This window comes from Desulfothermus sp. (assembly GCF_053993635.1).
Map to the genome: position 1 here is coordinate 15,139 of NZ_JBMYBT010000135.1, position 24,458 is coordinate 39,596.

At 34.9% G+C, this 24,458-nt stretch carries 26 protein-coding genes and 1 tRNA gene; 18 read left to right on the plus strand and 9 right to left on the minus strand.

Features of this window, described 5'->3' with window-relative positions:
- Positions 1–29: 29 nt before the first annotated feature.
- The 6 genes from ACY2V1_RS10040 to dprA form a co-directional block, all read right to left on the minus strand.
- Entirely contained in the window at positions 30–1,784 is a 1,755-nt protein-coding gene (locus ACY2V1_RS10040; RefSeq protein ID WP_461834660.1) for a hypothetical protein, read from the minus strand.
- Positions 1,785–1,894: 110 nt separating this feature from the next.
- Positions 1,895–2,800: a tyrosine recombinase XerC gene (xerC, locus tag ACY2V1_RS10045; protein ID WP_461834661.1), complete on the minus strand. Its 906-nt coding sequence runs from the start codon at positions 2,798–2,800 to the stop codon at positions 1,895–1,897.
- Complete coding sequence (locus ACY2V1_RS10050; protein WP_461834662.1) at positions 2,793–3,737, minus strand: GGDEF domain-containing response regulator; 945 nt, start codon at positions 3,735–3,737, stop codon at positions 2,793–2,795. The genes xerC and ACY2V1_RS10050 overlap by 8 nt, the downstream gene beginning before the upstream one ends.
- A 7-nt stretch (positions 3,738–3,744) precedes the next feature.
- Positions 3,745–4,581, minus strand: a complete 837-nt coding sequence (locus tag ACY2V1_RS10055; protein WP_461834663.1) for an HDOD domain-containing protein — start codon at positions 4,579–4,581, stop codon at positions 3,745–3,747.
- Positions 4,582–4,604: 23 nt separating this feature from the next.
- Positions 4,605–4,937 carry a hypothetical protein gene (locus ACY2V1_RS10060; protein ID WP_461834664.1) on the minus strand — a complete coding sequence of 111 codons (333 nt, stop codon included), beginning with the start codon at positions 4,935–4,937 and terminating at the stop codon, positions 4,605–4,607.
- 9 nt (positions 4,938–4,946) lie between these two features.
- Positions 4,947–6,068, minus strand: coding sequence for a DNA-processing protein DprA (gene dprA / locus ACY2V1_RS10065; protein WP_461834665.1), 1,122 nt, complete (start codon positions 6,066–6,068; stop codon positions 4,947–4,949).
- Between the two features lie 180 nt (positions 6,069–6,248).
- Between dprA and ACY2V1_RS10070 the strand changes: the two genes are divergently transcribed.
- The 9 genes from ACY2V1_RS10070 (at position 6,249) to bioD (ending at position 13,242) form a co-directional block, all read left to right on the plus strand.
- Entirely contained in the window at positions 6,249–7,175 is a 927-nt protein-coding gene (locus ACY2V1_RS10070; RefSeq protein ID WP_461834666.1) for a hypothetical protein, read from the plus strand.
- 319 nt (positions 7,176–7,494) lie between these two features.
- Entirely contained in the window at positions 7,495–8,454 is a 960-nt protein-coding gene (gene bioB, locus ACY2V1_RS10075) for a biotin synthase BioB (RefSeq protein ID WP_461834667.1), read from the plus strand.
- Positions 8,454–8,753, plus strand: a complete 300-nt coding sequence (locus tag ACY2V1_RS10080) for an ApeI family dehydratase (RefSeq protein WP_461834668.1) — start codon at positions 8,454–8,456, stop codon at positions 8,751–8,753. Before bioB ends, ACY2V1_RS10080 begins: the two co-directional genes overlap by 1 nt.
- Entirely contained in the window at positions 8,740–9,462 is a 723-nt protein-coding gene (locus tag ACY2V1_RS10085; protein ID WP_461834669.1) for an SDR family oxidoreductase, read from the plus strand. The genes ACY2V1_RS10080 and ACY2V1_RS10085 overlap by 14 nt, the downstream gene beginning before the upstream one ends.
- Positions 9,463–9,474: 12 nt before the next feature.
- Positions 9,475–9,846 (plus strand): acyl carrier protein, encoded by a 372-nt coding sequence (locus tag ACY2V1_RS10090; protein WP_461834670.1) that lies wholly within the window; start codon positions 9,475–9,477, stop codon positions 9,844–9,846.
- A 12-nt stretch (positions 9,847–9,858) separates the two neighbouring features.
- Positions 9,859–11,034, plus strand: a complete 1,176-nt coding sequence (locus tag ACY2V1_RS10095) for a beta-ketoacyl-[acyl-carrier-protein] synthase family protein (protein ID WP_461834671.1) — start codon at positions 9,859–9,861, stop codon at positions 11,032–11,034.
- Positions 11,031–11,441 (plus strand): hypothetical protein, encoded by a 411-nt coding sequence (locus tag ACY2V1_RS10100; protein WP_461834672.1) that lies wholly within the window; start codon positions 11,031–11,033, stop codon positions 11,439–11,441. Before ACY2V1_RS10095 ends, ACY2V1_RS10100 begins: the two co-directional genes overlap by 4 nt.
- Entirely contained in the window at positions 11,414–12,565 is a 1,152-nt protein-coding gene (locus tag ACY2V1_RS10105; RefSeq protein ID WP_461834673.1) for an aminotransferase class I/II-fold pyridoxal phosphate-dependent enzyme, read from the plus strand. The genes ACY2V1_RS10100 and ACY2V1_RS10105 overlap by 28 nt, the downstream gene beginning before the upstream one ends.
- A complete protein-coding gene (gene bioD / locus ACY2V1_RS10110; RefSeq protein WP_461834674.1) occupies positions 12,562–13,242 on the plus strand; it encodes a dethiobiotin synthase in 681 nt (226 codons plus the stop codon). Before ACY2V1_RS10105 ends, bioD begins: the two co-directional genes overlap by 4 nt.
- Positions 13,243–13,269: 27 nt before the next feature.
- On the opposite strand, the gene ACY2V1_RS10115 is transcribed toward bioD, so the two are convergent.
- Entirely contained in the window at positions 13,270–14,193 is a 924-nt protein-coding gene (locus tag ACY2V1_RS10115) for a manganese-dependent inorganic pyrophosphatase (RefSeq protein WP_461834675.1), read from the minus strand.
- 201 nt (positions 14,194–14,394) lie between these two features.
- Here ACY2V1_RS10115 and dksA point away from each other — a divergent pair, with 201 nt between their 5' ends.
- Genes dksA through moaA form a run of 3 tightly spaced genes read left to right on the plus strand, consistent with a single transcriptional unit; the run spans position 14,395 to position 17,262 of the window.
- A complete protein-coding gene (gene dksA, locus ACY2V1_RS10120) occupies positions 14,395–14,760 on the plus strand; it encodes an RNA polymerase-binding protein DksA (RefSeq protein ID WP_461834685.1) in 366 nt (121 codons plus the stop codon).
- Between the two features lie 24 nt (positions 14,761–14,784).
- Positions 14,785–16,263 (plus strand): NFACT RNA binding domain-containing protein, encoded by a 1,479-nt coding sequence (locus ACY2V1_RS10125; protein WP_461834676.1) that lies wholly within the window; start codon positions 14,785–14,787, stop codon positions 16,261–16,263.
- Positions 16,264–17,262, plus strand: a complete 999-nt coding sequence (gene moaA, locus ACY2V1_RS10130) for a GTP 3',8-cyclase MoaA (RefSeq protein WP_461834677.1) — start codon at positions 16,264–16,266, stop codon at positions 17,260–17,262.
- Positions 17,263–17,265: 3 nt separating this feature from the next.
- On the opposite strand, the gene ACY2V1_RS10135 is transcribed toward moaA, so the two are convergent.
- On the minus strand, positions 17,266–17,538 hold the full coding sequence (locus ACY2V1_RS10135; protein WP_461834678.1) for a TMEM165/GDT1 family protein: 273 nt from the start codon (positions 17,536–17,538) through the stop codon (positions 17,266–17,268).
- Positions 17,539–17,626: 88 nt separating this feature from the next.
- Between ACY2V1_RS10135 and ACY2V1_RS10140 the strand changes: the two genes are divergently transcribed.
- The 5 genes from ACY2V1_RS10140 to argH are packed head-to-tail and all read left to right on the plus strand — an operon-like array spanning position 17,627 to position 22,546.
- The gene (locus ACY2V1_RS10140; RefSeq protein WP_461834679.1) at positions 17,627–18,592 is read left to right on the plus strand and encodes a PhoH family protein; all 966 of its coding nucleotides are present in this window, start codon (positions 17,627–17,629) and stop codon (positions 18,590–18,592) included.
- Positions 18,555–18,986: an rRNA maturation RNase YbeY gene (gene ybeY, locus ACY2V1_RS10145; RefSeq protein ID WP_461834680.1), complete on the plus strand. Its 432-nt coding sequence runs from the start codon at positions 18,555–18,557 to the stop codon at positions 18,984–18,986. Before ACY2V1_RS10140 ends, ybeY begins: the two co-directional genes overlap by 38 nt.
- 12 nt (positions 18,987–18,998) lie before the next feature.
- On the plus strand, positions 18,999–19,898 hold the full coding sequence (gene argF, locus ACY2V1_RS10150; RefSeq protein WP_461834686.1) for an ornithine carbamoyltransferase: 900 nt from the start codon (positions 18,999–19,001) through the stop codon (positions 19,896–19,898).
- Between the two features lie 42 nt (positions 19,899–19,940).
- Positions 19,941–21,140 (plus strand): argininosuccinate synthase, encoded by a 1,200-nt coding sequence (locus tag ACY2V1_RS10155; protein WP_461834681.1) that lies wholly within the window; start codon positions 19,941–19,943, stop codon positions 21,138–21,140.
- 17 nt (positions 21,141–21,157) lie between these two features.
- The gene (argH, locus tag ACY2V1_RS10160; RefSeq protein WP_461834682.1) at positions 21,158–22,546 is read left to right on the plus strand and encodes an argininosuccinate lyase; all 1,389 of its coding nucleotides are present in this window, start codon (positions 21,158–21,160) and stop codon (positions 22,544–22,546) included.
- Here argH and ACY2V1_RS10165 read toward each other — a convergent pair.
- A tRNA-Sec gene (locus ACY2V1_RS10165) sits at positions 22,531–22,624 on the minus strand. The two genes, argH and ACY2V1_RS10165, sit on opposite strands and share 16 nt — an antisense overlap.
- A gap of 134 nt (positions 22,625–22,758) precedes the next feature.
- Here ACY2V1_RS10165 and ftsH point away from each other — a divergent pair.
- Positions 22,759–24,458, plus strand: a 1,700-nt coding sequence (gene ftsH / locus ACY2V1_RS10170) for an ATP-dependent zinc metalloprotease FtsH (protein WP_461834683.1), incomplete at its 3' end; no start/stop codon positions are given.

The following is a 24,458-nucleotide window of genomic DNA, read 5'->3' on the forward strand; positions in this document are numbered from 1 at the left end:
CTCCATTAAATAATATCTATAATTTATTTTTATGTTGAATATTCAAAAGCATTTAATTTAATATTTGTTTTCTTTTTTTGCCTATGTATTTTTTTGAGATCATCTACAATGGATACCAGCTGTCCATAGAGTTTTTTTATTTCTTTTCCATACTTAGTTAATTGGTCGTCATTTTTACTGATATATTTTTTTATTAAGTATTTATCATTTAATACACTCTCACATAAATAAATTACATGTTCTAACAGATTTTCAAAGTACATGACACTTTCAAATTTGAAATCCTGTGCTATTTCCTTGAGTTTGGTAAGGGCTTCTAAGTAACTTATTTTATTTCCTTTATATATTCTTTGAGACAACTCTTCCATAAGTTTTACTTTTCTCGCCTGTTGTATATAAGAGTATTCTTTCCAGACTTCTTGAAATATATCCATATGTTTTTGGAATATTTCATAGTTTTCTGAATTTAAGAGATAGTTGTCCAGGACCTTGGTGATGTTATGATAGAATTCATCTGAATATCCAATTATCCTTCTGCGATGTTTATTTAGCCATGCGTAGAGAAATTTTAAGCGTTTTTCGTGGGTTTCGGTATTTTCTACTATTTCATTTCGTTTATATTTGATCTTACCAGTGTATTCACCCTTTACAATGTCATTTAAAACATATGTCATGAGGTTTATGTCTTTTATGATGTTGAATTCATTATTTATTTCTCCAGTTATTGGGTGTATTATTTCTTGTTTGATAACAGAAAGTGCCCTGTCTGTCCTTACATTATTGGGGTCATATTTGTGTTGTTTATAGTGCACCTTGAGTATCACGCAGGGCGGATCCTCAGATACAAGCAGCCCCAATTTTTTTAATTGTTGTATTTTGTCTCTTTGTTTTTTACTAAGGCTCACCAGGGCAATTTTTTCCACTTTTGGGTATAATCTAGAATCTTTGGATCGATATAACGATGTAATGGTCCTGTCTGACTGTCCCATGACCCTTATTAAAAAATCTTCTCCCATCTTAAATAACTTTCTGGCAAATAGCGCTGAAGATGTTCGCCTTTCAGATGCAATTGGAAATCCATATAATTCCATTAGAAATTGATATACAAAAAGGCGGTTAATTTCATAGAGTCTGTTGTCCCCTGGCTGGAACTTGCCGATTTTCAAACCAAATCTCTTTAATTCTGTGTCCAGATCAGAGGGAAATGATGCATATACCCCTGCGAAATAAAATTTTCCATGGGTGTTTTTTGCAATTACATGGGCCCTGTCCATGTTTAAAAGATAGGGGATTAATTTTGGATAAGTAAGTATATTTGTAATGAATTTGCTAAATGGATCTTTTTTTAGAGAGTCGTGAAATTTTCTGGGTAATCTGCTCAAAAAGAGAGAAAGGTTATGTTGGACTATAGCTGGCTCATAAGGGGCTGCTGGCCCACTTATCTCAGTAATTGCGTCTTCTATACAGTGTAAAAGGTCAAATTGAAATACTTCATTAAAATAATCAATGGGCCTATCAAAAGCCACTAAACTAAAACCAGGTAAGAAAGAGTACTCTTCTAAAGCAGGCTCAAATGATGGAAGAAGTTCCTGAGGACTTACCAAGGGATATGAGTCTTTGTTTTCAAAAAATGGCTTAATTAAACAAAATTTTATGTGCACAATGTCCAGATATTTGATGAGATCATTTAGTGTTGAAAAATAGTTAGGACGGCTTAATGTATAAAGGTCTTTCCACTTGTAATTGTTAACTAATGAAAAGGTCTGTTCCCAGGTTAATTTCATTTATAATTCACTTAAATTTTATTGTTGACCATTTTTTTGTCTACATAAAAAGAGTTTATCCCACATAATTTATTTTTGCAATTTTCAACTAGCGCATTTTAAAAAAATTTTCAGGTCTTCTTTTTTGCCCTAGGATGGGCCTTGTCATATATGTGGGCGATTTTTCCCATGGTTATATGGGTATATCTCTGTGTTGTAGAGAGCCTAGAGTGGCCCAGTAATTTTTGAACTACCCTTAAATCAGCCCCTGATTCCAGCATATGTGTGGCAAAGGAATGTCTCAAGGTATGGGGAGATATTAAGACTGGGAGTGAGATCTTCATGCAGGCATTTTCAACAATCCTAAGTGCTTCCCGCCTATTTAGTCTTTTACCCCTCATACCTAAAAATAGTGATTTGGTCCCATTCTTAGGATTAAATGCGTTTCTCTGTTCTAAATATCTGAGAATAATTTCTCTGCATCTTGAGGTTATGGGGACAATCCTCTCTTTGTTTCCTTTACCTTTTATTTTTATAATCTTCTGGCTGAGATCTATGTCATCTATATCCAATGCCAGTGCTTCACTAATCCTCAAGCCCGATCCATATAAGAGCTCAAGTAATGCCCTATTTCTAAGTCCTTTGGGTGAGTTGTCCTGGGTATTGTCCAGGAGTTTTGTTATTTGATCTACATTAAGTATTTTGGGGTGGTGCTTTGATGTTTTTGGATTGGATATACCAATTATGGGATTTTTATTTATAACTTTTTTTCTTTCAAGAAACTTAAAAAAACCCCGCAGGGAAGATAATTTCCTCGAAATAGTAGTTTTTTTTACGCCTTGAACATGCAAGGTCTTTAAAAATGATGTAATATGTTTTTTTGAAATTTTATCTACTTTGTCAAAAGTAATGGAAAAATTATCTTTTAAATATTGTTCAAATGATAATAGGTCTGTTTTATACGCCCTATATGTGGCACTGGAAAATCCTCTTTGTCCCTCTAAATAGGAGAGATAACTATTTAGATATTTATGCATTTCTACGTCTATCCATGATATATGTACTTTTTTGAGATTTTTTTGCTATTTTTTTAAGATTCACTGCTATTTGGGATGCTTCTCCGTAGTGTTTTAGTCTTCCATTAATGTTAAAAACAACCCCTATTGAAACAGCCATTAATGGAAATTTTTCTATTTTACCCTGTCTATTCTTGGATATTATATATCCCCTTTCCTTGTCTGTTGGATCATAAAAATATGGTATTATTGCATCAAAATTTTTTATTATTTTTTTGCAAACGTCTTCTGCCTTGTTTACTGGGACAATAAAGACATAATCATCACCACCAATATGTCCAACAAATCCTTCAGCACCACATTCTTCTTTTACAGTATTTACAATTATTCTTGCGGTCATCATAAGTACTTCATCGCCTCTGGAAAAGCCATATTTGTCATTGTATGATTTAAAAAAATCCAAATCCACATATCCAAGGGCAAAATCCCTTTTTGCATCAAGTAGTTTTTGGATTTTCTGTATAATAGTGGTATTGCCAGGTAATTTGGTAAGGGGGTTTGCATCTAAGAATTTAGATGCCTTGGACGTGGTTAATTTCAGTCTTATTTTTGCTTCTTTAGGGTTTATGGGCCTTAGTAAAAAGTCATCTATATCTAGATTAAACACGGACATATTTTCAATTTCTTCTGGGATGTCTTTATCAAGACATAAGATTAAAGGTATTTGTAAATATACATTTTCACCTTTTATTAATTTTATCATTTCCATATATGGAATATCCTCTATTTTTATATCAAGTATTATCAAAGTTGGAGGAGTCTGGAGTATCCTGTCTATGGCAGGTTTGCCCTCGTTAAATTGAATCAAACTACTCTTTTCTTTAAGGAGCTTTTTAAATATTAAATAAATTGTTTTATCTGGAGATATTAAAAAGAATTCTTCAGTGTTGTTTTGCATAATTCTTTTACTTAGGGATAAACGTTAATACTTCTATTATATCTTCTAATACCCTATCCATTATTTTTGCAAGTTTTTTAAAACTAAGGCCAATATCCACAAAATCCTTTTTAGAGAGTGTATTTAACAGCTCATCTCCACTATTTCCAATCTCTAGTACCTTGGTAATAAAATCAGCGACATGAACTATTTTTGCAAATTCTTGATAGAACTCAGCAGAACTTGGATTATGGTGATATGTAAGTGCAATTTTTGTTGGAAGGGGCAGATTCCAATGCTCAGCAAGCCAGCTATTTACCCTGTCATGCCCAAATCCCAGCACCTTTTTTTCTGCCTCAAAATATGTAATATCTTCTTGTGCTACTAATTTTTGTATTTCTTCTTTCTCCTCAGGGAGTTGTATTGCAATTACTACCTTGCCTATATCGTGCAAAAGTCCTGCTACAGCGAATTCTTCAGGGTCTTTTAGCCCTAATTCTTCAGCAATGATCTTTGATATGGTGGCGCATCCTAGGCTGTGTTCCCACAGTCCAACCATGGCCTGAGTCATAACATCAAACACCGATGTTGAGATAATTATCCCTCTAATTACGTTAAAGCCAAGGAGTACAATTGCATGCTGGATGGTGTTAATCCTTCTTGGAAATCCATAGACAGGGGAATTTACCATTTTTAATACCTTTGCAGAAAGGACCTGGTCCTTGGCGATTACTTCAGCTATTTGTTTTGGGGTGCAGTGCTCATCTTCTATCATCTTTGTAATTTCGTCTAACACAGGTGGCAGTGTGGGTAGATCTTTTACCGCCAATATCTTTCCTTTTCTTTTAGTCCTTAAATCTTCCATATTAAGTCTTGTTCCCCTTGCCCTTATTTTTCGGTCTTACTTTTTTTGATTTGATATGTAAAATAAACTTTGAAAAATTCCTTTACCTTTTGCATCCAGGGGTCGTTTTGATGTTTTCTAAAGAGATAATCAAGTCTATCAAGCCTTTTTTTTAAAGAAAATCCATAGGCCCCTTCACCGAGATCCAGGGGAGTTCCTTTTACTACAATGAATTTTATTCCCTGTTTTTTTAAAATAGAAAAGTGGTTTTCCTTGAGTTCAGTTCCTTCAGCTATTAATACCATGCCATTTTCTTTTAATACAGGTTTTGCCAAAACCATTCCAGCCTTTGCCTTGTCCAGGGGTATTTTTTGCATTTTTTCCCCTTAATTTGGAATATAATATTTATTGGTCATATCCCTTTTTACCTTTCCTTCCACTTCCAGTTGAATTAGCTGAGATGTGAGTTCTGATGGCCCTATGTCAAGGTCATCACACATCTGTTCAATTCCAGCTTCGCCTTTATTTTTGATAAAATCCAGTATTTTTTTACTCAGATTATTTAAAATCCCATGATCTTGCTGGCGGGTAGGTTTTTCTTCATAATTTTTGTCCAGGGACCATTTTGATTGGTCAACTTGATATTTGATCTCAGATAAAATATCCTCAGCATTTGTGATGAGTATTGCGCCATTTTTTATAAGTTCATTATTCCCTTCAAAAGCAGGATTGTCTATTGGGCCAGGTATGGAAAATACCATTCTGTTTTGATCCAGGGCACAAGAGGCTGTAATCAAACTTCCACTTTTTTTAGCTGCCTGAACCACAAGGACTCCAAGACTGAGCCCACTTATGATCCTGTTTCTTATGGGGAAATTTTCTGAAGCAGGCGGTGTTGACGATGGAAATTCAGATATAACTAATCCAGATTTTTTTATGGTTTCCTTTAGATATACGTTGGGTGCAGGGTAGTTTACATCAATGCCTGTTCCCAACACAGCTATGGTTGATCCCTCGTGCTTTAGTCCTCCCCTGTGGGCAATGGTATCTACTCCCACTGCCAGGCCTGATACAATTGTGATTCCCTTTTTTGAGAGATTAGTTGCAATGGACAGGGTGAGTTTTTGGCTAAGGGTATCTATTTTTCTAGCTCCAACAATGGCTATGCAGGGATTTTTTAAAAGGGACAAATTCCCTTCATAGTAGATTATTATTGGCGGATCAGGGATCTCAAAGAGTTGCTTGGGATATTCTGGATCAGATAGAAGAAGATATTTTGATTTAGATTTTTTGATGAGCTCTATCTCCTTTGATACTTTTTTTCTCCATGTTTTTTTATTCAGGGCATTAACAACTGATGATGAAATCCCAATGGACATCCACATTTGAGAGTTAGCAACAGCACTGTGAGCAGATTTGAAGATTTCAATTAATTTTTTCCACGTCCTGGGCCCAATCCCTGGGGTATGTTTTAACACTAATGAATAGAAAAGTTCTTTGTTGTCCATGAATATGGCCCTATTTTTTTCGCTACTTATGTGTATGTTAAATACTTGATGTTTAGGGTTTAAGAGTTTAAGGTCATCTTGAAACCTTTTTGATAACTTACGTGTTGTCACAATGTATAAAAAGTCAATTATCAATGCAACAATAACTTTGCACTCACCAGTTTTACAAGGAGGATTTTAATGGGTGGTGAAGTTTTGCACAGGTGTTTAGGTTTGACAATTCCTTGGGGAATTTTGACCTTTGTTTTTGGAATTTTTAGTGGAGGTCTTTTAATTTCTCTTTTCTCCATGTTGTTGGGAAAAATAAAGAAGATCAAATTTTATGAAAAACTCTCTATTCAAATGCTCAGAATGAGCTTTTTCTCCTTTGTTCTATTTTTAATATTAGATGTTTCATTTATTTATTCCTTAATCTATGTTTTTAAACTGGAATTGCAATTTGAACAAATAAAAGAATTATTTTTACAAAACCTTTTTATACAAATTGATGTTTACTTAATAGTTGGAGCCATTTTTTTGTTAATTATTTTATATTTATTGAAAAACAGTCTTAAAAAATATAGTGGAATTTTCATATTAATTTTAGCAATTATAAATATTTTGTTATGGACTGGAATATACGCATCAGTAATGTTTAAGTTTTACTATTTTAAGAGCAATGCATTAAATTTTAATTTAGAAATTAATAATCTATTAATTCCAAAAGATATATATCCAGTGTTAATATTCTGGTCATACTTTTTTCTCTCTATTGGTGCTGCATCTCTATATGGGACTTTTTATCTAATGATCAGGAGAAATAGAGATGATTTTGGAAGGGATTATTATAAATTTTCCATTCCCGCGTGTGCTAGATGGTCATATGGTCTGATATTCTTTCTGATAATTTTAATTTTTAAAGATTTTTTAGTTTTTGGTAATTTTAAACAGTTTCCTTTGATGGTCTGGGAGATATTAGGGGGAATATCTTTAGTGGTCCTTTTGGTATTCATTTTAAATCACAGACTAATAAGAAGCGACCATCCAATAAGACTTAAAGAAATTATGCTCCTAAACCCTATTCTTGGTGTTATAATAAATGTGTTGTTCGTGATTAGTAGTTCGTGATTCGTGACTCGTGATTAGGGAATAGGAGTTATGAGATACAAACAATTTCTATTCACAAATTACAAGTCACGAAGCACAGGTCACTAAACTGGAGAATTGTGCTAAAAAAATGGGTAGTTTTGTTTACATCCCTTCCTTTGTTTCAATATATGCAGATCTAACAATATTTCTATTTTTTTGACAAGCTTTATTGACTTTGTGATATAATTGACTGTTAAAGGACAAGTAATTAATGGTTAAGTGATAGGGTTATTGTTGTTGACAAAGATTATTACGCCAGGTAAATTTGTAAAAATAACTGTCAATAATTGGAGTGATTATGCTAAAAGAATTAGTGGAAAAAATATGTAGGAGGGAGAAGATATCTTCTAGCGAACTTGTGCCCTTAATTGATTTAGATAATCCTTATGATCTTTTTTTTGGAGCAACAAAGATCAGGGAACACTTTAAGGGAAATAAGGTATTTACCTGTTCAATTATTAATGCAAAATCAGGTATGTGTTCAGAAGATTGTGCTTTTTGCGCCCAGTCTAAGTATCATAATACCAATATTTCTGTATATCCCCTTTTATCAAAGCATGAGCTGGTGGAAAAAGGGATGTATATGGCCAGTATGGGGGCAAATAAATTTTCCTTTGTGACAAGTGGTAAAAAACTTTCCAAAAAAGAGATAGATACAATATGTGAAGCAGCCTTTTTGTTGAGAGAAAAGACAGACTTAAAACTTTGCGCATCCCTTGGGATCCTGGATAAAGACTCAGCTGTGTCAATTAAACAGGCAGGAATTAGTAGATATCACCACAACTTAGAGACTGCACGGTCTTTTTTTAAAAACATATGTACCACCCATGATTATGATGAAGATGTTATGACCATAAAGGTGGCAAGAAAGGCTGGGCTTGAGGTATGTAGCGGAGGGATTATGGGCCTTGGAGAAGAGTTTTCCCACAGGCTGGAGTTGGCAGAATTTTTAAGCCACTTGGATGTAGACTCCATTCCAATAAATTTTTTAAATCCCATAAAAGGGACAAAACTTCAAAACATGCCCATTTTACCTCCCTTGGAAGCCCTTATGTGTATTGCAATCTTTAGATTTTTAAATCCAGAAAAAGACATTACCATATGTGGAGGCAGGGAAGTTTGTCTTGGAGATTTCCAGTCCTGGATATTTTTGGCTGGTGCAAATGGTATTATGATAGGCAATTATCTAACAACATTGGGTAGAGATATAAATGATGACCTTAAAATGATTAAACAACTAAACCTTGAGCTCTGTTAATGGATAAAATTTCTGGAAAATTTTATTTTGATCCAAATATGGAAATATTTAAGACCCATTTCCCAGGCCATCCAGTAGTTCCTGGTTCAATGATTGTGGATAAATTTATATCGCATCTAAGAGATATCAAGGCCAACTCATTTAAAAAAATAAAGATTAGAAATTTTAAGTTCCTTAAGTTTATTTCGCCTGGCGAATATTCTTTTATAATTGAACAAAAAAAAGATCTGTATAAATGTATGTTGTTTGAATCTCAATTTTTAGTTGCCACAGGAGAGATCGCAATTGAATTTCTTTAACAAGGGAAAAAATTGTATAATATTAGGTGGTAGTTCTGAAATTGGAATTTCTCTTGCTAAAAGACTTTTAAAAGAAAATTTAAATCCAATAGTTACATATTCATCAGAGATAGGATTAAAAAAAATAAAGGATAATTTAAATAAAGATATCAAGGTATATAAACTAGATTTGGCTTCTCTAGATTCAATATATGACTTTTTATCAAAGATTGATTTTCAGATTTCATATCTTGTTGATTTATCCCATACAAATATAGAAAAACTATTTGCATCATTAAAAGATGAAGAAATTCATTCCTATTATACAACTAATGTGATAAATAGAATTATTTTAGTGAAAAATATTGTCAGAAATATGTTAGTTCAAAAACAGGGAAGGCTTGTATATATCTCATCTACTGCAGCATATATTCCCAATAAAGGACAGGGAATATATAGCTCATCTAAGTTAGCTATAGAATCAATATACAAAATTATTGGGATAGAGATGTATAAAAAAGGTATATCTACAGTTATTTTAAGACCTGGATATATAAATACAGGTAGAGCTAAAAAATTTATAGAAACGAGAAAAGATATAGAGCCATATGTTTTAGATGTAGAAGATATTGTTAATGCAATCTTGTATTTTTTAAAAGATAATGGTCGTATTTTTAATGCAAGAGAGATTACTTTAGATAGAGGATTTTTTGCTAAAAAAGATTTCTGAAGGAGAGAATATATGGATATTGAAGCTTCTTTAAAAGAGATCATTGGAGAGATTATGGATATTGATCCTGAAAATATTCATCCTGATACCTATTTGATCCGGGATCTAAATATGGAATCCATTGATCTCTTAGAATTGGGGGTCTCAATAAACCACACTTTTAAAATAGAGGTGGATGAAGACATAGCCTTTTTAAAAGACTTGAGATTTAATCTGGATAAATTAAAAAATAATTCTAATTTGCAAGGTAAATCCCTTTTAAAGATATATCCTCACCTGGCTATAGATAGGGCTGAAGAGATATTACAGGATTTAGATAATGGTCCAGTGTTAAAGTTTAAAGATGTGGTCTCATATATAGAATTTATGAAAAATAAAGGTTAATTAAATCTTTTTATGCGTGTTGTAATCACTGGTATTGGTCTAATTAGTTCTCTGGGAAATAGTGAACAGGAAGTTGTAAGATCAATTTTGACTGATAAAGTTAATTTTTTATGTTCTGAAATTGACCCAGAATTGGTAGTTTGTCCTGTTCAAGATTTTGATTTTAAAGAGTATATTGAATCGTATAAATATTTTAGGTATTTGCCAAAAAGTTGGCAATATGGAATTTGTGCTGCAAAACTGGCAATTATATCAGCTGGTTTGTCAGATGAAGATCTAAAAAACAGTGGGCTTTTTGTGGGTGTAGGGCCTAATATGGAGGCAATTAACGAAAATATTGGAGATAAGGCCCTTGGCCTTGTATCTGTCCTTCCCAATACCCTTTGTTTTTGCATATCCCATCTATTTGGGATACACGGTGAAAATCTCACAATACAAAATGCATGCGCAAGTTCCCTACAGGCCATAGGAGAAGGTTTTTACAGGATAAATCAAGGCCTAATTAAAGTGGCTCTATGTGGGGGCTCAGATAGTAGATTGGGCAAAATAGGCCTTAAATTGTATAAAAATGCAAGGGTGCTTCTAAGATTAGACAAAAATATTGAGCCTGATAAAACATATGCCCCTTTTGATAAGAAAAATCAGGGGTTTGTCCCTGGAGAAGGTGGGGCTTTTTTGGTTTTGGAAGAGATGGGCCATGCAAAAAAAAGGGGGGCTAAAATTTTGGGAGAGGTGGTTGGTTATTCTTCTAGTTTGGATGGATTAAATCCTACAGCTCCAGATAAAAAGGCTATTTGGGCAAAAAAATGTGTTAAAAGGGCATTAGAGTCAGCTCATTTGCACAATTCAGATGTTGAGGTTATATTTGCCCATGGCACAGGAACACCATTAAATGACCTTATGGAGATAAATTTAATAAAACAACTATTTCCAAATAATCCCTTTGTATGTTCCTTAAAGTCATGGATCGGGCATCTTGCAGCATCATGTGGGGCTGCGGAAATAGCGCTAGGTATATTTTGTCTAAGAAATACAATTGTCCCAAAGGTCAGAAACTTAAAGGGTCCACGGGATAAAGGTCTTAATTTTGTTTTTAAAAATTTAAGAGAAAAATTAAATATTGCTATATTTGAATCCTTTGGATTCGGCGGACAAAATGCAGCCATAACTTTAAAGATCATGAGATGAAACTCTTAAAGATCATTTTTATTAATAGAGAAAAAATTTCCCTAAAGTGTAAAATTGAGAGCAAAGGTTATTGGCCAGGAGTTGAAGCAATAGCTCAATCCTGTGGCCTTCATCTTCGGTATTTGCACGGTTTTAAAAAGCATGTTTTTCTTGCAAAGTTGGGGAAACTTGAGTTAGCTAATAAACACCTTTTAGGGAAATTTCTAGTTAGATCCAGGCTAATCTCAATTACTAAGTCTTCAGCAAAATACCAGGGTTTTTTATGTGATATAAATGATTCTAATAAATACGTCATGGGAGAGTTTTTGCTTACCTGCACCAATTTTTCAGAAGATTTTAAATATCAATTAATTGTTCCACATTTTAAGGGGCTTTTTGAATGTTTGATGAATACAGAAGATTATTAAGGGTTCAGAGAGATTCTCATCTTTTTAGGGAACCACAGGTAATTTTTAACAGGCAGGGGAAGTATGTTGATTCTGGCAATAAACGCCTAATAAACTTTGCTTCAAATGACTATTTAGGGCTTTGTTCAGATAAAAAGATAAAACAGATCTTTTCAAAAAATTTTCAAAAATATCCCACTTCATCTTCATCTTCCAGAGTTGTATGTGGTAATTATTCAGTGGTACTCCAGGCAGAAAAAAATTTTGCTGATTTTTTTGGATATGAAGATTGCCTCTTTTTTCAATCAGGCTTTCAGGCAAATCTTGCACTAATGTCAACTATTTTCTTAAAAGGTCAAAATGTCTTAGCAGATAAGCACATCCATGCCAGCAGTATAATGGGACTAAAATTGGGTGGTGTCCATTTTAAGACATACAACCACAATAAGATAAGCCACTTAAGGAAAAGATTGGATAAACTTAATGGAAGATTTTGCTGGGTGATTACTGAGTCGCTTTTTTCAATGGATGGAGATCTGCTGGATTGGGATAATTTTTTTAAATTAAAAGACGAGGTTGGTTTTTTTAGTGTAGTTGACGAGGCCCATTCTCTAGGGGCAATGGGAAAAGATGGGAGGGGGATTACCACAGGAAGGTCAGACATTGTGGTAGGGACATTTACCAAGGCCTTTGGATTTTTTGGTGCGTTTATACTTTTTCCATCTATATTTAAAGAATATATGTTTAATTTTGCTGCTCCACTTATATATTCAACTGCACTTCCCCCTGCCCATGCTGCATGTGCAATGGATATTCTGGATGTAGTAAAAGAGCTGGAAGACAGACGATGGTACTTACAGGAACTCTCTCTATTTGCCCGAGAACACTTAAAAGCAGCGGGTATTTCGTTTGTGGGAGAAAGCTATATCTTAAGTATTAAAATAGGAGATGAAGCCCTTGCACAAGATATTTCAAAAGAACTCTTTAATAGAGGCTATATGGTGTTTTATTCAAGGTATCCAACTGTGCCTTTGGGAAAATCCATATTGAGGCTAAGTCTTTGTTATTTTCATACAGAGAAAGATATAGATAAATTTATAAAAAATCTCCAAGATGTATTATTTAAATATGGGATTTTAAAATGAATTATATATTTGTTACAGGTACTGACACTGGTGTTGGCAAGACAGTAATTTCTTTTTTACTTATGGATTATTTTTCTAAAAAGAATAAAAATGCAATTTATCTAAAATTAATACAAACTGGTTGTGATGATTTATTTCACAAAGACTCAGATGCATATTTTGTCTATAAAAATCTTCTAGGAGATGTTGATAGAAAATTTTTAGCTGATAAAATTTGCTATTTATTTAAAAATCCAAAGGCCCCATATTTTGCCGCCATAGATGAAAATAAAGAAATAGATATTGATTATTTGCAAAACTGGGTGAATAAAAGATCTAAAGGTTATGATAATGTAATTATAGAGGGCGCTGGTGGTTTAATGGTGCCTATATGGAAGGATTTTTTTGTGGTTGATTTTATAAAACTCATAAAAGCTAAAGTAATATTAGTTGGACGTCCATGTTTAGGCACTATTAATCATACCCTTCTATCAATTGAGGCATTAAAAAATAGAAATATCCCCATAAAGGCTGTAATATTATCAATGAAAGAACAAGAAGATAAAGAATTAATAGAACAGAATATAAAGGCTATTTACGATTACTCAAAGATAAAGGTTTTTTTAATTGAAGAGATTAAAGACCCCATCACAGATTCAAGAAAATATTTTGATATAATGGAGCAAATAGAATGGTAAAAAAGGGGCCCATATGGGCCCTTTTTTTTAACTTGCAAATGCCTTTTCAAAGTTTGGAACTACCTGTTTTTTTCTGGACATAACACCGTCGAGCCATATCCTATCCCCTTCAGGGGCCTTTCCAAAAGCCTTTTCAACAATAGAAGGATCATCAGATGCAATGAGCATAAGGGAGCCTTCCTTCATAATATCAGTGAGGAGCAAAAATACGCTGTGATATCCACCTTCTTGTTTTAGCTTCTTTATGTCTTCAGCGAGCTGTTCTTTTACTGGGTCTAAGATTGATAGATCAACAACCTCAAGCTGTCCAATTCCCACTTTGTTGCCGCTCATATCAAAATCTTTGTAGTCTCTCTTTACCAGGTCTCTAATTGGTGTGCCCTCTACAGCGGACTTAACCTTGAACATCTCAAGACCAAGGGCCTGTAAATCATCTATGCCAGCGATCTTTGCAAGTGCTTCTGCTGCTTCTTTATCCTTGTCTGTGCATGTTGCTGATTTAAAGATAACAGTATCACTTAAAATTGCACATGCCATTATTCCTGCAATATCTTTTGGAATCTCAACGCCAAAGAAATCATACATATTTTTTAGTACGGTGCATGTGCAGCCAACTGGCCATGTCCAAACTTCCACGGGATTTGGAGTGGTTACATCTCCCACCTTGTGGTGATCAACTATGCCCAGGATCTCTGCCTTGTCCAGGTTATCAAGGGATTGAGAGATGTCAGAATGGTCCACTAAAATAACCTGTTTTCCTGTTCCATCTGTCATTATTTCTGGTGCTTTTACTCCGAACTTTTCCAGTACGAATTTGCTCTCGTTGTTGAGTTCTCCCTGGGCTACTGGCACGCATTCTAATCCCAACTTGCTTTTGAGATCTGCCAGGGCAATTGCTGCGCAAACAGAATCTGTATCTGGGCTTTTGTGACCTACTACATAGACTGCCATATCTACCTCCTCATAATTTTTTTGTGAATTTATGTTTGTTTCCATAGACAAGACTTTGTGAAAAGTAGCACAAGTTTTTTCAATTGCCAAGTCTTAAGATATGCCTTTTATTTTTTTTGTTGATTTTATCTTATTTATTATATAATGAGTTCAGCATTAAAATTGATAAGAAAAAATTAGAAGTGAGGAGAGAGAAAAGTGTTGACCTCAGAAGATTTAAAATATTTTAGGAATCAGTTGGAAAAAATGTTGGAAGAGATAGAGCAAAAGGGAAAACAAACAATAGAAGAGATGGTGGATTCCTCTTCAAGCTATCCTGATCCTGCTGACAGGGCATCTGTTGAATCAGAGCAGTTTTTTGCCCTGCGTCTTAGGGATAGAGAGAGAAAACTCAGGAAAAAGATCCTTGAGGCAATAGAAAGAATTGACAATGGTACCTATGGAATTTGTGAAGCATGCGGTGGTGAAATCAGTATTCCCCGTCTAAAAGCAAGACCTGTGACTACCCTTTGTATTGAGTGTAAGAGTAAACAGGAAGAAGAAGAAAGATTGCGCAAAGGAAGGTAAGAAAAGGTTTTTTTATAATTTAGAATGGATGCTAATTTTTTTAGATTTTTAGTAAAAGATGGGCTTAAGTTTTTAAAATCTGCCAGGATAGAAAAGATATACAATCCTGTAAACAAACTGTGGACATTTAAACTCTCCTCTAAAGTACACTTAATATTCTTTTATGATGCAAAGGATAATTTTTTGTTCTTTTCCAAGAACAAGCCTGAAAATCCTATAAAACCTTCTCCTGAAGTCTCCTGGTGGCGAAAAAGGGTCTCAAATTTCTGGATAAGCGATGTATCTTATGACTGGTCCAATCGTCAATTATCTCTAAAAACAGAACATAGTTCATCTGACATTAGGTGGATCTTATTGGATTTAAGGTCTGGACTTAACTTACTGTCCAAAAATCCAATTGAACAAAGAGATATTACATGGCCTCCTTTAGAGGAAATTTTGACAAATAGGGATATTTATAAGATTTATCCACATATAACCTCACCCCTAAGATATTCCCTGCTTAAGTTAAAAGATGTCTCTAAACAGAAGTTTTGGTATTCCAGGCTCATATCTGGTGAAATAGATAAATTTTATGTGTACGAGGGTGTCAAAAATAAAGGGTTGGTGCTGTCCCTTTGGCCCATTGAAGAGACTGAATATGAAAAAGAATTAGTGTTTGACTCTCCCCTTGATGCAGCAGAATATTATGGATGGCATGTTATAGACAAACAAAAAAATAGTGGCTCTTCAAATAAAAAGAAGAAGAGGTTAGAAAAAAGGCTAAAAAAAGAGAGGGAAAAGTTAGAGAAATGGATCTCTTTGGAAAATAAGGCTCAAATTATAAAAGAAAATTTGCACAAGATAGATCCCAATGCACATCTTCCCAATATAACCTTTACAATGTCTGATGGAACAAAGCTACAGATTGACCTTGATCCAGCACTAAGTGTCAAAGAAAATATGGAATATATGTTTCAGATGGCCAAAAAAGGGAAAAAAGGACTTATGTCCCTATTAAGAAGGGAAGAGCAAATAGACTTATCTACTGGAAATATAAATAAATCATTCCATGTCCTGGAACCAAGGTCAGAAAAATATATAAAAAATATTAGCCTGCCAGCTAGATTTGCCAAATTAAAAGTGAAGGTATATAAAAGTAGCGATGGTTTTTTGATTGTAAGGGGGAAAAACAAAGAGGCCAATCACAAACTCTTAAGTACAGGGGCAAGGGCGCATGATTTGTGGTTTCACGCATTAAGTGGACCTGGAGCCCATGTGATTGTTGTCAGAGATAATCCCAAAAAGGAAGTCCCTGAAGCCACCTTAAAACAGGCCGCCATTATAGCAGGACTTGCAAGTTATCAAAAAGAAAGTGACTATGCAGAAGTAATTGGCACAGAAGTGAGATATGTAAAAAAGAAAAAAGGGATGGGATTAGGTGAAGTTGATGTAACGAAGGTCTTATATTCCTATAGAATAAAATTAGACTCCTCTATTGAAGAGGAGTTGAGGATTTTTTAAATGCAACATAGTAGTATTAATAAAAAAAATGTGAGAAGGGTCAGTTATCTCAGGATAAGTGTAACTGATAGATGCAACCTAAGATGTATCTACTGTTCTCCTGTTAGAAATTTTAAATTTTTTTCACATAAAGAAATCTTGACATTTGAAGAAATTGTAAGGCTAGTTAGAATTGGTTTAATGCTTGGGATAGAAAAGGTTAGGCTAACAGGGGGTGAGCCTTTTGTTAGGCGCAATTTTTTAAAACTTTTAGAACTTTTGTTGAATACCTTTCCAGATTTGGATCTTAGGATAACTACCAATGGAACACTCCTTACAAAGGATACAATTTTGAGTTTGAAAAAAATAGGTATAAAGGCAATAAATGTATCTCTGGATACATTTGATAGAAAAAAATTTTTTAAAATAACAGGAATGGATCTCCATCACAGGGTTATTAATGCTATTTATGATTTAATAGATGCTGAGATTATGACAAAGATAAATATAGTAGCTTTGAAAAATATAAACCAGGATGAGGTGTTGAAGTTTGCAAAATTTGCATATGAAAATCCCGTTCACGTGAGATTTATTGAATTTATGGATCTATCAATGTCTAAAGATCAGATGGGTACATATTTTTATTCTGCAAATGATATTTTGTCTGTTATAAAAAAAGAATATTCTTTAATTAAATATGAACCTAAAGAAAATGCAAAAGGGCCAGCAAGGATGTATAAAATTCAGGGAGGGTTAGGTAAAATAGGCATAATTTCTCCCCTTTCTAATCATTTTTGTCATACATGCAATAGGTTTAGGATTACAGCTAATGGCAAATTAAGGACATGCCTTTTTGCTGAGAAGGACTATGACTTAAAACCCATTTTAAGAAATCCTAAATTGGGAGATAGATTTTTGTATAGAATAATGAAAAATGCTATGGCCAGAAAGCCCCTAGGGAGTAAATTATTATCCAAACAAGGTAATGGAATACAAGGGATGTATGTAGTTGGAGGATGATTTTTAGATTTTATTCATAAGTATCAATATTCCTATTATCAAAAATGAAATACCAGAGATCTTTTTTATAATGTGTTCAGGTACAAATGATGCAAATGCATCTGAAATTAATACGCCTAAAAAAGTAACTAAAACTAGTGCCAAAGAAGCAGATAAAAACACTGTCCACATCTTGTGTGATTTGGCTGTCATGACCATGGCAGTTAGCTGGGTCTTGTCGCCAAGCTCAGCTAAAAATACTATCCAGAAGGTGGTTATAAAGAGTTTCCAGTCCATTGAAAGGTCCTCCCTAATAAAATTTTTTTTAGTATAGAAAAAAATATGAGTTACGTAAAATATTAAATTTGAGGAGGAATTATATAGGGTGATAAATAGAGAACTTGAATTTAAAGATTTCATACTGGCTCAACAACTTTTTGGTCCCCAGGAAAACTATCTCAAATTTTTGACAAAGAGGCTTGGGGTAGAAATATCGTCCAGGGGAAATAAGTTGTTTTTGTCTTCAGAGAGTCGGGAAAAGGTGGATATTGCGTGTAATTTTTTAATACAGATGTATGAGCTCTTAAGACATGGTTTTACAGTCCATCCCCCTGACTTTGACTATGCCCTAACTTATCTTGAAAATTATCCCAGTGCAGATTTAGGCAAACTCTTTAAAGAGAAGTTTTTTGCTATTTCTCCTAAAAAAACTATCTCTCCTAAAACTATTGTTCAAAAAGAGTATTTAGATGCAATCAGAGATAGTGAAGTTGTTTTTGCAATAGGGCCTGCGGGAACAGGAAAGACATATCTTGCAGTGGCTATGGCAGTATCCTTTTTGTTGCAAAAAAAAGTAAAGAGACTTATCTTAACCAGACCAGCGCTTGAGGCAGGGGAAAAACTTGGATTTTTGCCAGGGGATATACTTGAAAAAGTAAATCCATATCTACGACCCCTATACGATGCACTCCACGATATGTTGGATTTTAAAAAGGTTCAGGAACTGATGGATAGTGGAGTCATTGAGGTTGCTCCCCTTGCCTTTATGAGGGGCAGGACATTAAATAGAGCATTTATTATTTTAGACGAGGCCCAGAATACCACATCAGAACAAATGAAGATGTTTTTAACAAGGCTGGGTTATGGATCAAGGGCAATTATTACAGGTGATGTTACTCAAATAGATTTACCAATAGATAAAACCTCAGGTCTTATAGAGGCTGAAAAGGTGCTAAAAAATATTAAGGGAATAAGATTTATTTATTTTTCCAAAAAAGATGTGATAAGACATAAGCTGGTTGGTGAAATAATCGATGCCTATGAGAGATATCAGAATAAAAATAATTCCTGATTATAATAAAATCATCCCATTTTTGCTGGATATGAGAAATTTAAAAAAATGTATTAAAAGGATTTGTGAATTTATTGATGCCAAGGGTTATTTAGAGGTCAAATTGACAAAAGATGCGGAGATTGAAAAATTAAATAAAGATTTTTTAAAATTAGAAGGTCCAACTAATGTTTTGAGTTTTCCAGGGGATGAACAAGATTTTTTAGGGAGTATTTGTGTCTCAATTGATGCAATTAAAAGAGAAGCTGATTTGTATATGCAGAATCCAAAAAAATATTTTTATAGAATGATTATACATGGCGTACTGCACCTTTGTGGTTTTGAACATGGTGATGTTATGTATAATACAACAGATTCAATACTAGCTCATATCAAAGGTGAAGGATGTATATAAGTTAAGGAGAATATCATGAAGCATTTTTTAACCATTAAAGATCTTCCAAGGGAAAAGATTTATGACCTATTAGACAGGGCATTGTGGATAAAGAAACAAAGGGCCAAGATGTCTATATTAAATGGTTGTTGTGGTGTAATGATCTTTGAAAAACCATCTACTAGAACCAGGATATCATTTGAAATAGCAGTGAAGGAACTTGGCGGATACACATTGTTTATGACTCCACAAGATTCACAACTTGGTAGAGGGGAGCCTATTAAAGATACTGCAAGGGTTATCTCAAGATATGCACACCTTATGATTGTAAGGACATTTGGACAGGAAAAACTAGAAGAATTGGCCAGATATTCTTCTGTACCTGTTGTAAATGCCTTAAGTGATTTATATCATCCGTGTCAGGTTATGAGTGATTTGCTTACAATTTTTGAGAGAACAAATGATTTTTCAAAATTAAAGATTGCATGGATTGGCGATGGAAACAACATGGCACATTCATGGATAAATGCAGCTATGTATCTTCCATTTGAGTTATATGTATCTACTCCCAAAGGATATGAACCAAGAAAAGAAATATTAGATGAAGCTATTTTAAATGGTGCAAAAATAAAGTTTACATATAATCCAATAGAAGCTGCAAAAGATGCAGATTTTATAAACACAGATGTGTGGGCGTCCATGGGAATGGAAGAGGATAAGGAAAAAAGAGTAAAGGCCTTTTTACCATATCAGATAAATGAGACTCTTCTTTCTTATGCCAAGAAAGACGTAAAAGTAATGCACTGTTTACCTGCTCACAGGGGCGAAGAAATTACTGAAGATATTATTGAAAGTGAAAGATCCATTGTATGGGATCAGGCAGAAAATAGGTTGCATATGCAAAAGGCAATCTTAGAGTGGATTTTTTCTTAAGTTGGTTAATAACTGGGGATAAAAAATATATTCGGAGGATGTATGGAGAAAGTTAAAAAAGTAGTTTTGGCATATTCTGGAGGACTTGATACATCTGTTATTTTAAAATGGATAAAAAACACTTACAATTGTGAGGTAATAACTTTTACTGCTGATTTAGGTCAAGGTGAAGAGCTTAAGGGAATAGAAGAAAAGGCAATAAAAACTGGAGCGCAAAAGGCCTATGTGGTTGACTTAAAAGAGGAATTTGCAAAGGAATATGTTTTTCCTGCATTTAGGGCAGGGGCAATATATGAAGGTAGGTATCTTCTTGGCACCTCTTTGGCCAGACCCCTTATTGCTAAGAAAATGGTTGAAATTGCAAAACAAGAAAATGCAGACGCAGTTGCCCACGGAGCAACAGGAAAGGGAAATGATCAGGTAAGGTTTGAGTTATCAGTTATGGCCTTATCTAGTGACCTTAAAATTATAGCTCCCTGGAGGGAATGGAATTTAAGGTCTAGAACTGATCTTATAAATTATGCAAAGGAAAATGGAATTGAAGTTCCAGTAACCAAGGAAAAACCATACAGTTGTGATAGAAATCTTTTACATCTTAGTTTTGAAGGGGGTGAACTAGAAGATCCATGGAAAGAAGGGTCAAAGCACACATATCTTTTAACTACTCCACCAGAAGAGGCCCCTGATAAACCTGAAATCATTCATTTAGATTTTGAGAAAGGAGACCCTGTAGCAATAAATGGTGAACCATATTCTCCTGCCCAGCTTATCTTAAGATTAAATGAAATCGCTGGAAAACATGGTATTGGCAGGATTGATATGGTGGAAAATAGATTCGTTGGTATGAAGTCTCGGGGTATATATGAAACCCCTGGGGGTACAGTAATTTATACTGCTCATAGGGATTTAGAGGGAATTTGTTTAGATAGAGAAGTTATGCATATAAGAGATACACTTATTCCCAGATATTCTGAGATGATTTATTATGGTTTTTGGTTCTCTCCAGAAAGGGAGGCTTTACAGGCCTTTTTTGACAAAACACAGGAAAAAGTTACAGGAACTGTAAAATTAAAGTTGTATAAGGGTGGAGTTTATCCAATTGGCAGAAAGTCTCCAAATTCTCTATATAATCCAGAGCTAGTTACTTTTGAACAAGATGAGATATATAATCAGCAGGATGCAACAGGATTTATAAGGCTCCAGGGACTTAGATTAATGGCCAGATATGGGCTTTTTAAATAAAAGGGGATAATAATTTTATGTGGAAGGGAAGGTTTAAACAAGATATTGATAAGCTTGTTCTTGATTTTAGTGCATCTATTGATATAGATAAACACTTTGCTGAGTTTGATATAAAGGGTTCCATTACTCACGCCAAGATGCTAATGAAACAGGGGATTTTAACCAAGGAGGAAGGAGATAAGATTATAAGCGGGCTTATAAAGATTAAGGAAGAGATTAAAAAGGGAGAATTCCCCTGGAGACAAGAACTAGAGGATGTGCATTTAAATATAGAGATGAGACTTACAGAACTAGTTGGTGATGTTGGGAAAAAATTACATACTGCTCGCAGTAGAAACGATCAGGTGGCCCTAGATTTTAGACTTTTTGTGTCCAGCAGGTTATTATTTTGGAAAGAGGCCCTGCTTGAGTTAATTGGTGTGTTTTTAAAAAGGGCAGAGGAAAATATTTATGTTATAATGCCAGGATATACCCATCTGCAGCCTGCTCAGCCAATATCCCTTGCTCATCACATCCTTGCATATGTAGAGATGTTTAAAAGAGATGTTCAGAGGATAGAGGAGGTGAAAAAAAGGGTTGATGTCTCTCCCCTTGGTGCAGCAGCCCTGGCTGGTACCACCCATGAAATTGATCCTGATTTTGTGGCAAAGGAACTGGGGTTAAATGCCCGTTTTTCAAATAGTTTAGATGCGGTGTCGGACAGAGATTTTGTCATTGAAGCACTTTTTGTTGGTGCGGTAATAATGATGCATTTATCCAGACTTTGTGAAGAAATAATCCTTTGGGCAAATCCCTGTTTTGGTTTTGTGTCTCTGCCAGATGAGTTTGCTACAGGCTCATCAATTATGCCCCAGAAAAAGAATCCAGATATTTGTGAGCTTATTAGGGGGAAAAGTGCAAGGAGCTTTGGAAATCTCTTTTCTCTGCTTGGTTTAATGAAATCTCTGCCCCTTGCTTATAATAGGGATATGCAGGAGGATAAGCAGCCGTTTTTAGATACTGATAAGATAGTTTCAATGTCCCTTGTTGTTATGGCAAGGATGTTTGATAAAATAGTTTTTAATCCAGAAAATATGAAACAGGCCTTAAATAAAGGATTTTTAAATGCAACAGAGCTTGCTGATTATTTAGTTGTAAAAGGTGTGCCATTTAGGGAAGCACACCATATAACTGGCTCATTGGTAGCATATGCAGAAGAAAAAAATAAAACTTTAGAAGAATTGTCAGTTGAAGAGTTTAGAAAATTTTCTAGCCTAATAGACAAGGATGTATATAATGTCCTTGACTATAAAAATGCTGTTGCAAGGCGCAAGATATTTGGTGCAACTGGGTTTGAGTCTGTAGAGGCGCAAATAGAGAAGGGTAAGAGATGGCTTACAGATAAAAAAAATGGCGGAAGCGTATAGGAGTCGAACCTACCGGCGACCTCTCGGCCGCCCACTGGATTTGAAGTCCAGGCGCCACACCGGTGACGTAACGCTTCCGCTCGAGAAAAATTATTTAACTACTTTTAGTAAAAATGTAAATACTATATTTTGCACTATGGATTGATTTTTGACATAGATAGTTTTAAATAAAGATAGTTTTAAATGTAGTTTAAAATAAGGAGGATTTCAGCTTGAACAACTTTGGGAAAAATTTAGTTGTCTGGATAATAATATCTTTAGTTCTAGTGGCATTATTTAATATGTTTAATAAACCCATGACACCACAAATGAAGGTCACGTATTCACAGTTTGTGAAATTAGTGGAGCAAGGGGAAGTTGCTGGTGTGAGGATTGAAGGGGAAAAAGTGGTTGGGAAAATGATAAACAATAACTCTTTTGTTACATATATTCCAAACAATGATAATTCTCTAATTCCTCTTTTACTTAAAAATGGTGTGTCAGTAGATGTTAAGCCAAAGGAGGATTCCCCCTGGTATATAACCCTTTTGGTGTCATGGTTTCCAATGCTTTTGTTAATTGGAGTTTGGATATTTTTTATGAGACAGATGCAGGGGGGAGTCGGAGGTGGTAAGGCCTTTTCCTTTGGCAGGTCCAGGGCAAAACTTCTTTCAGATGAAAATAATAAGGTCACCTTTAAAGATGTAGCTGGAGTAGAAGAGGCCAAAGAAGAACTTCAAGAAGTTGTTGAATTTTTAAAAAATCCAAAGAAATTTACCAGGCTTGGTGGAAGGATCCCTAAAGGAGTACTCCTTGTAGGTCCCCCTGGAACTGGAAAGACCTTGCTCGCAAGGGCGGTTGCAGGAGAAGCAGGGGTACCATTTTTTTCTATATCTGGTTCTGATTTTGTGGAGATGTTTGTAGGAGTTGGTGCAGCCAGGGTAAGGGACCTTTTTATGCAGGGGAAAAAAAACGCACCTTGCCTTATATTTATTGATGAAATAGATGCAGTTGGCAGACAGCGCGGAGCAGGTTTAGGTGGAGGTCATGATGAGAGGGAACAAACCCTGAACCAGTTGTTAGTTGAAATGGATGGTTTTGAGACCAATGAAGGGGTTATTTTAATAGCTGCTACTAATAGACCAGATGTCTTAGACCCCGCACTCTTAAGACCTGGCAGGTTTGACAGGCAAGTGGTAGTCCCAAATCCAGATCTCAGGGGCAGGTTGGAAATATTAAAGATTTATGCAAAAAAGGTTGCCATGTCTGAAGACGTTGATTTAGAAGTCCTGGCCAGGGGAACCCCTGGTTTTTCTGGTGCGGATCTGGAGAATATGGTAAATGAAGCTGCTTTGATTGCTGCTAAGAAGAATAAGGACAAGATAGAAATGGAAGACCTTGAAGAGGCCAAAGACAAAGTGCTCATGGGAAAAGAGAGAAGGAGCGTTATCTTAAGTGAAGAAGAAAAAAAGATTACTGCATACCATGAAGCAGGACATGCAGTGGTGGCAAAAGTCCTTCCAAATGCAGATCCTGTACATAAAGTCTCTATTATCCCCAGAGGCCAGGCCTTAGGCGTAACAATGCAGCTTCCGTTAGACGATCGTCACAACTATACAAAGGCGTATTTAGAAGATACGCTGGCAGTTCTTATGGGCGGTAGGGTATCTGAAGAGATGTTTTTAAATGAAATGACCACGGGCGCATCCAATGATTTAGATAGGGCTACAAAGATGGCAAGGAGGATGGTGTGCGAGTGGGGTATGAGCGAGACTTTTGGCTCAATTGCCCTGGGAGAAAATGGTCAGGAGGTATTTTTAGGAAGGGAACTTGTACAGCACAAACACTATAGTGAAGAAACAGCGAGATTAATAGACAGGGAAGTTATTAAAATACTCAAACAGGCATATGATAAGGCCAAACACATACTGAA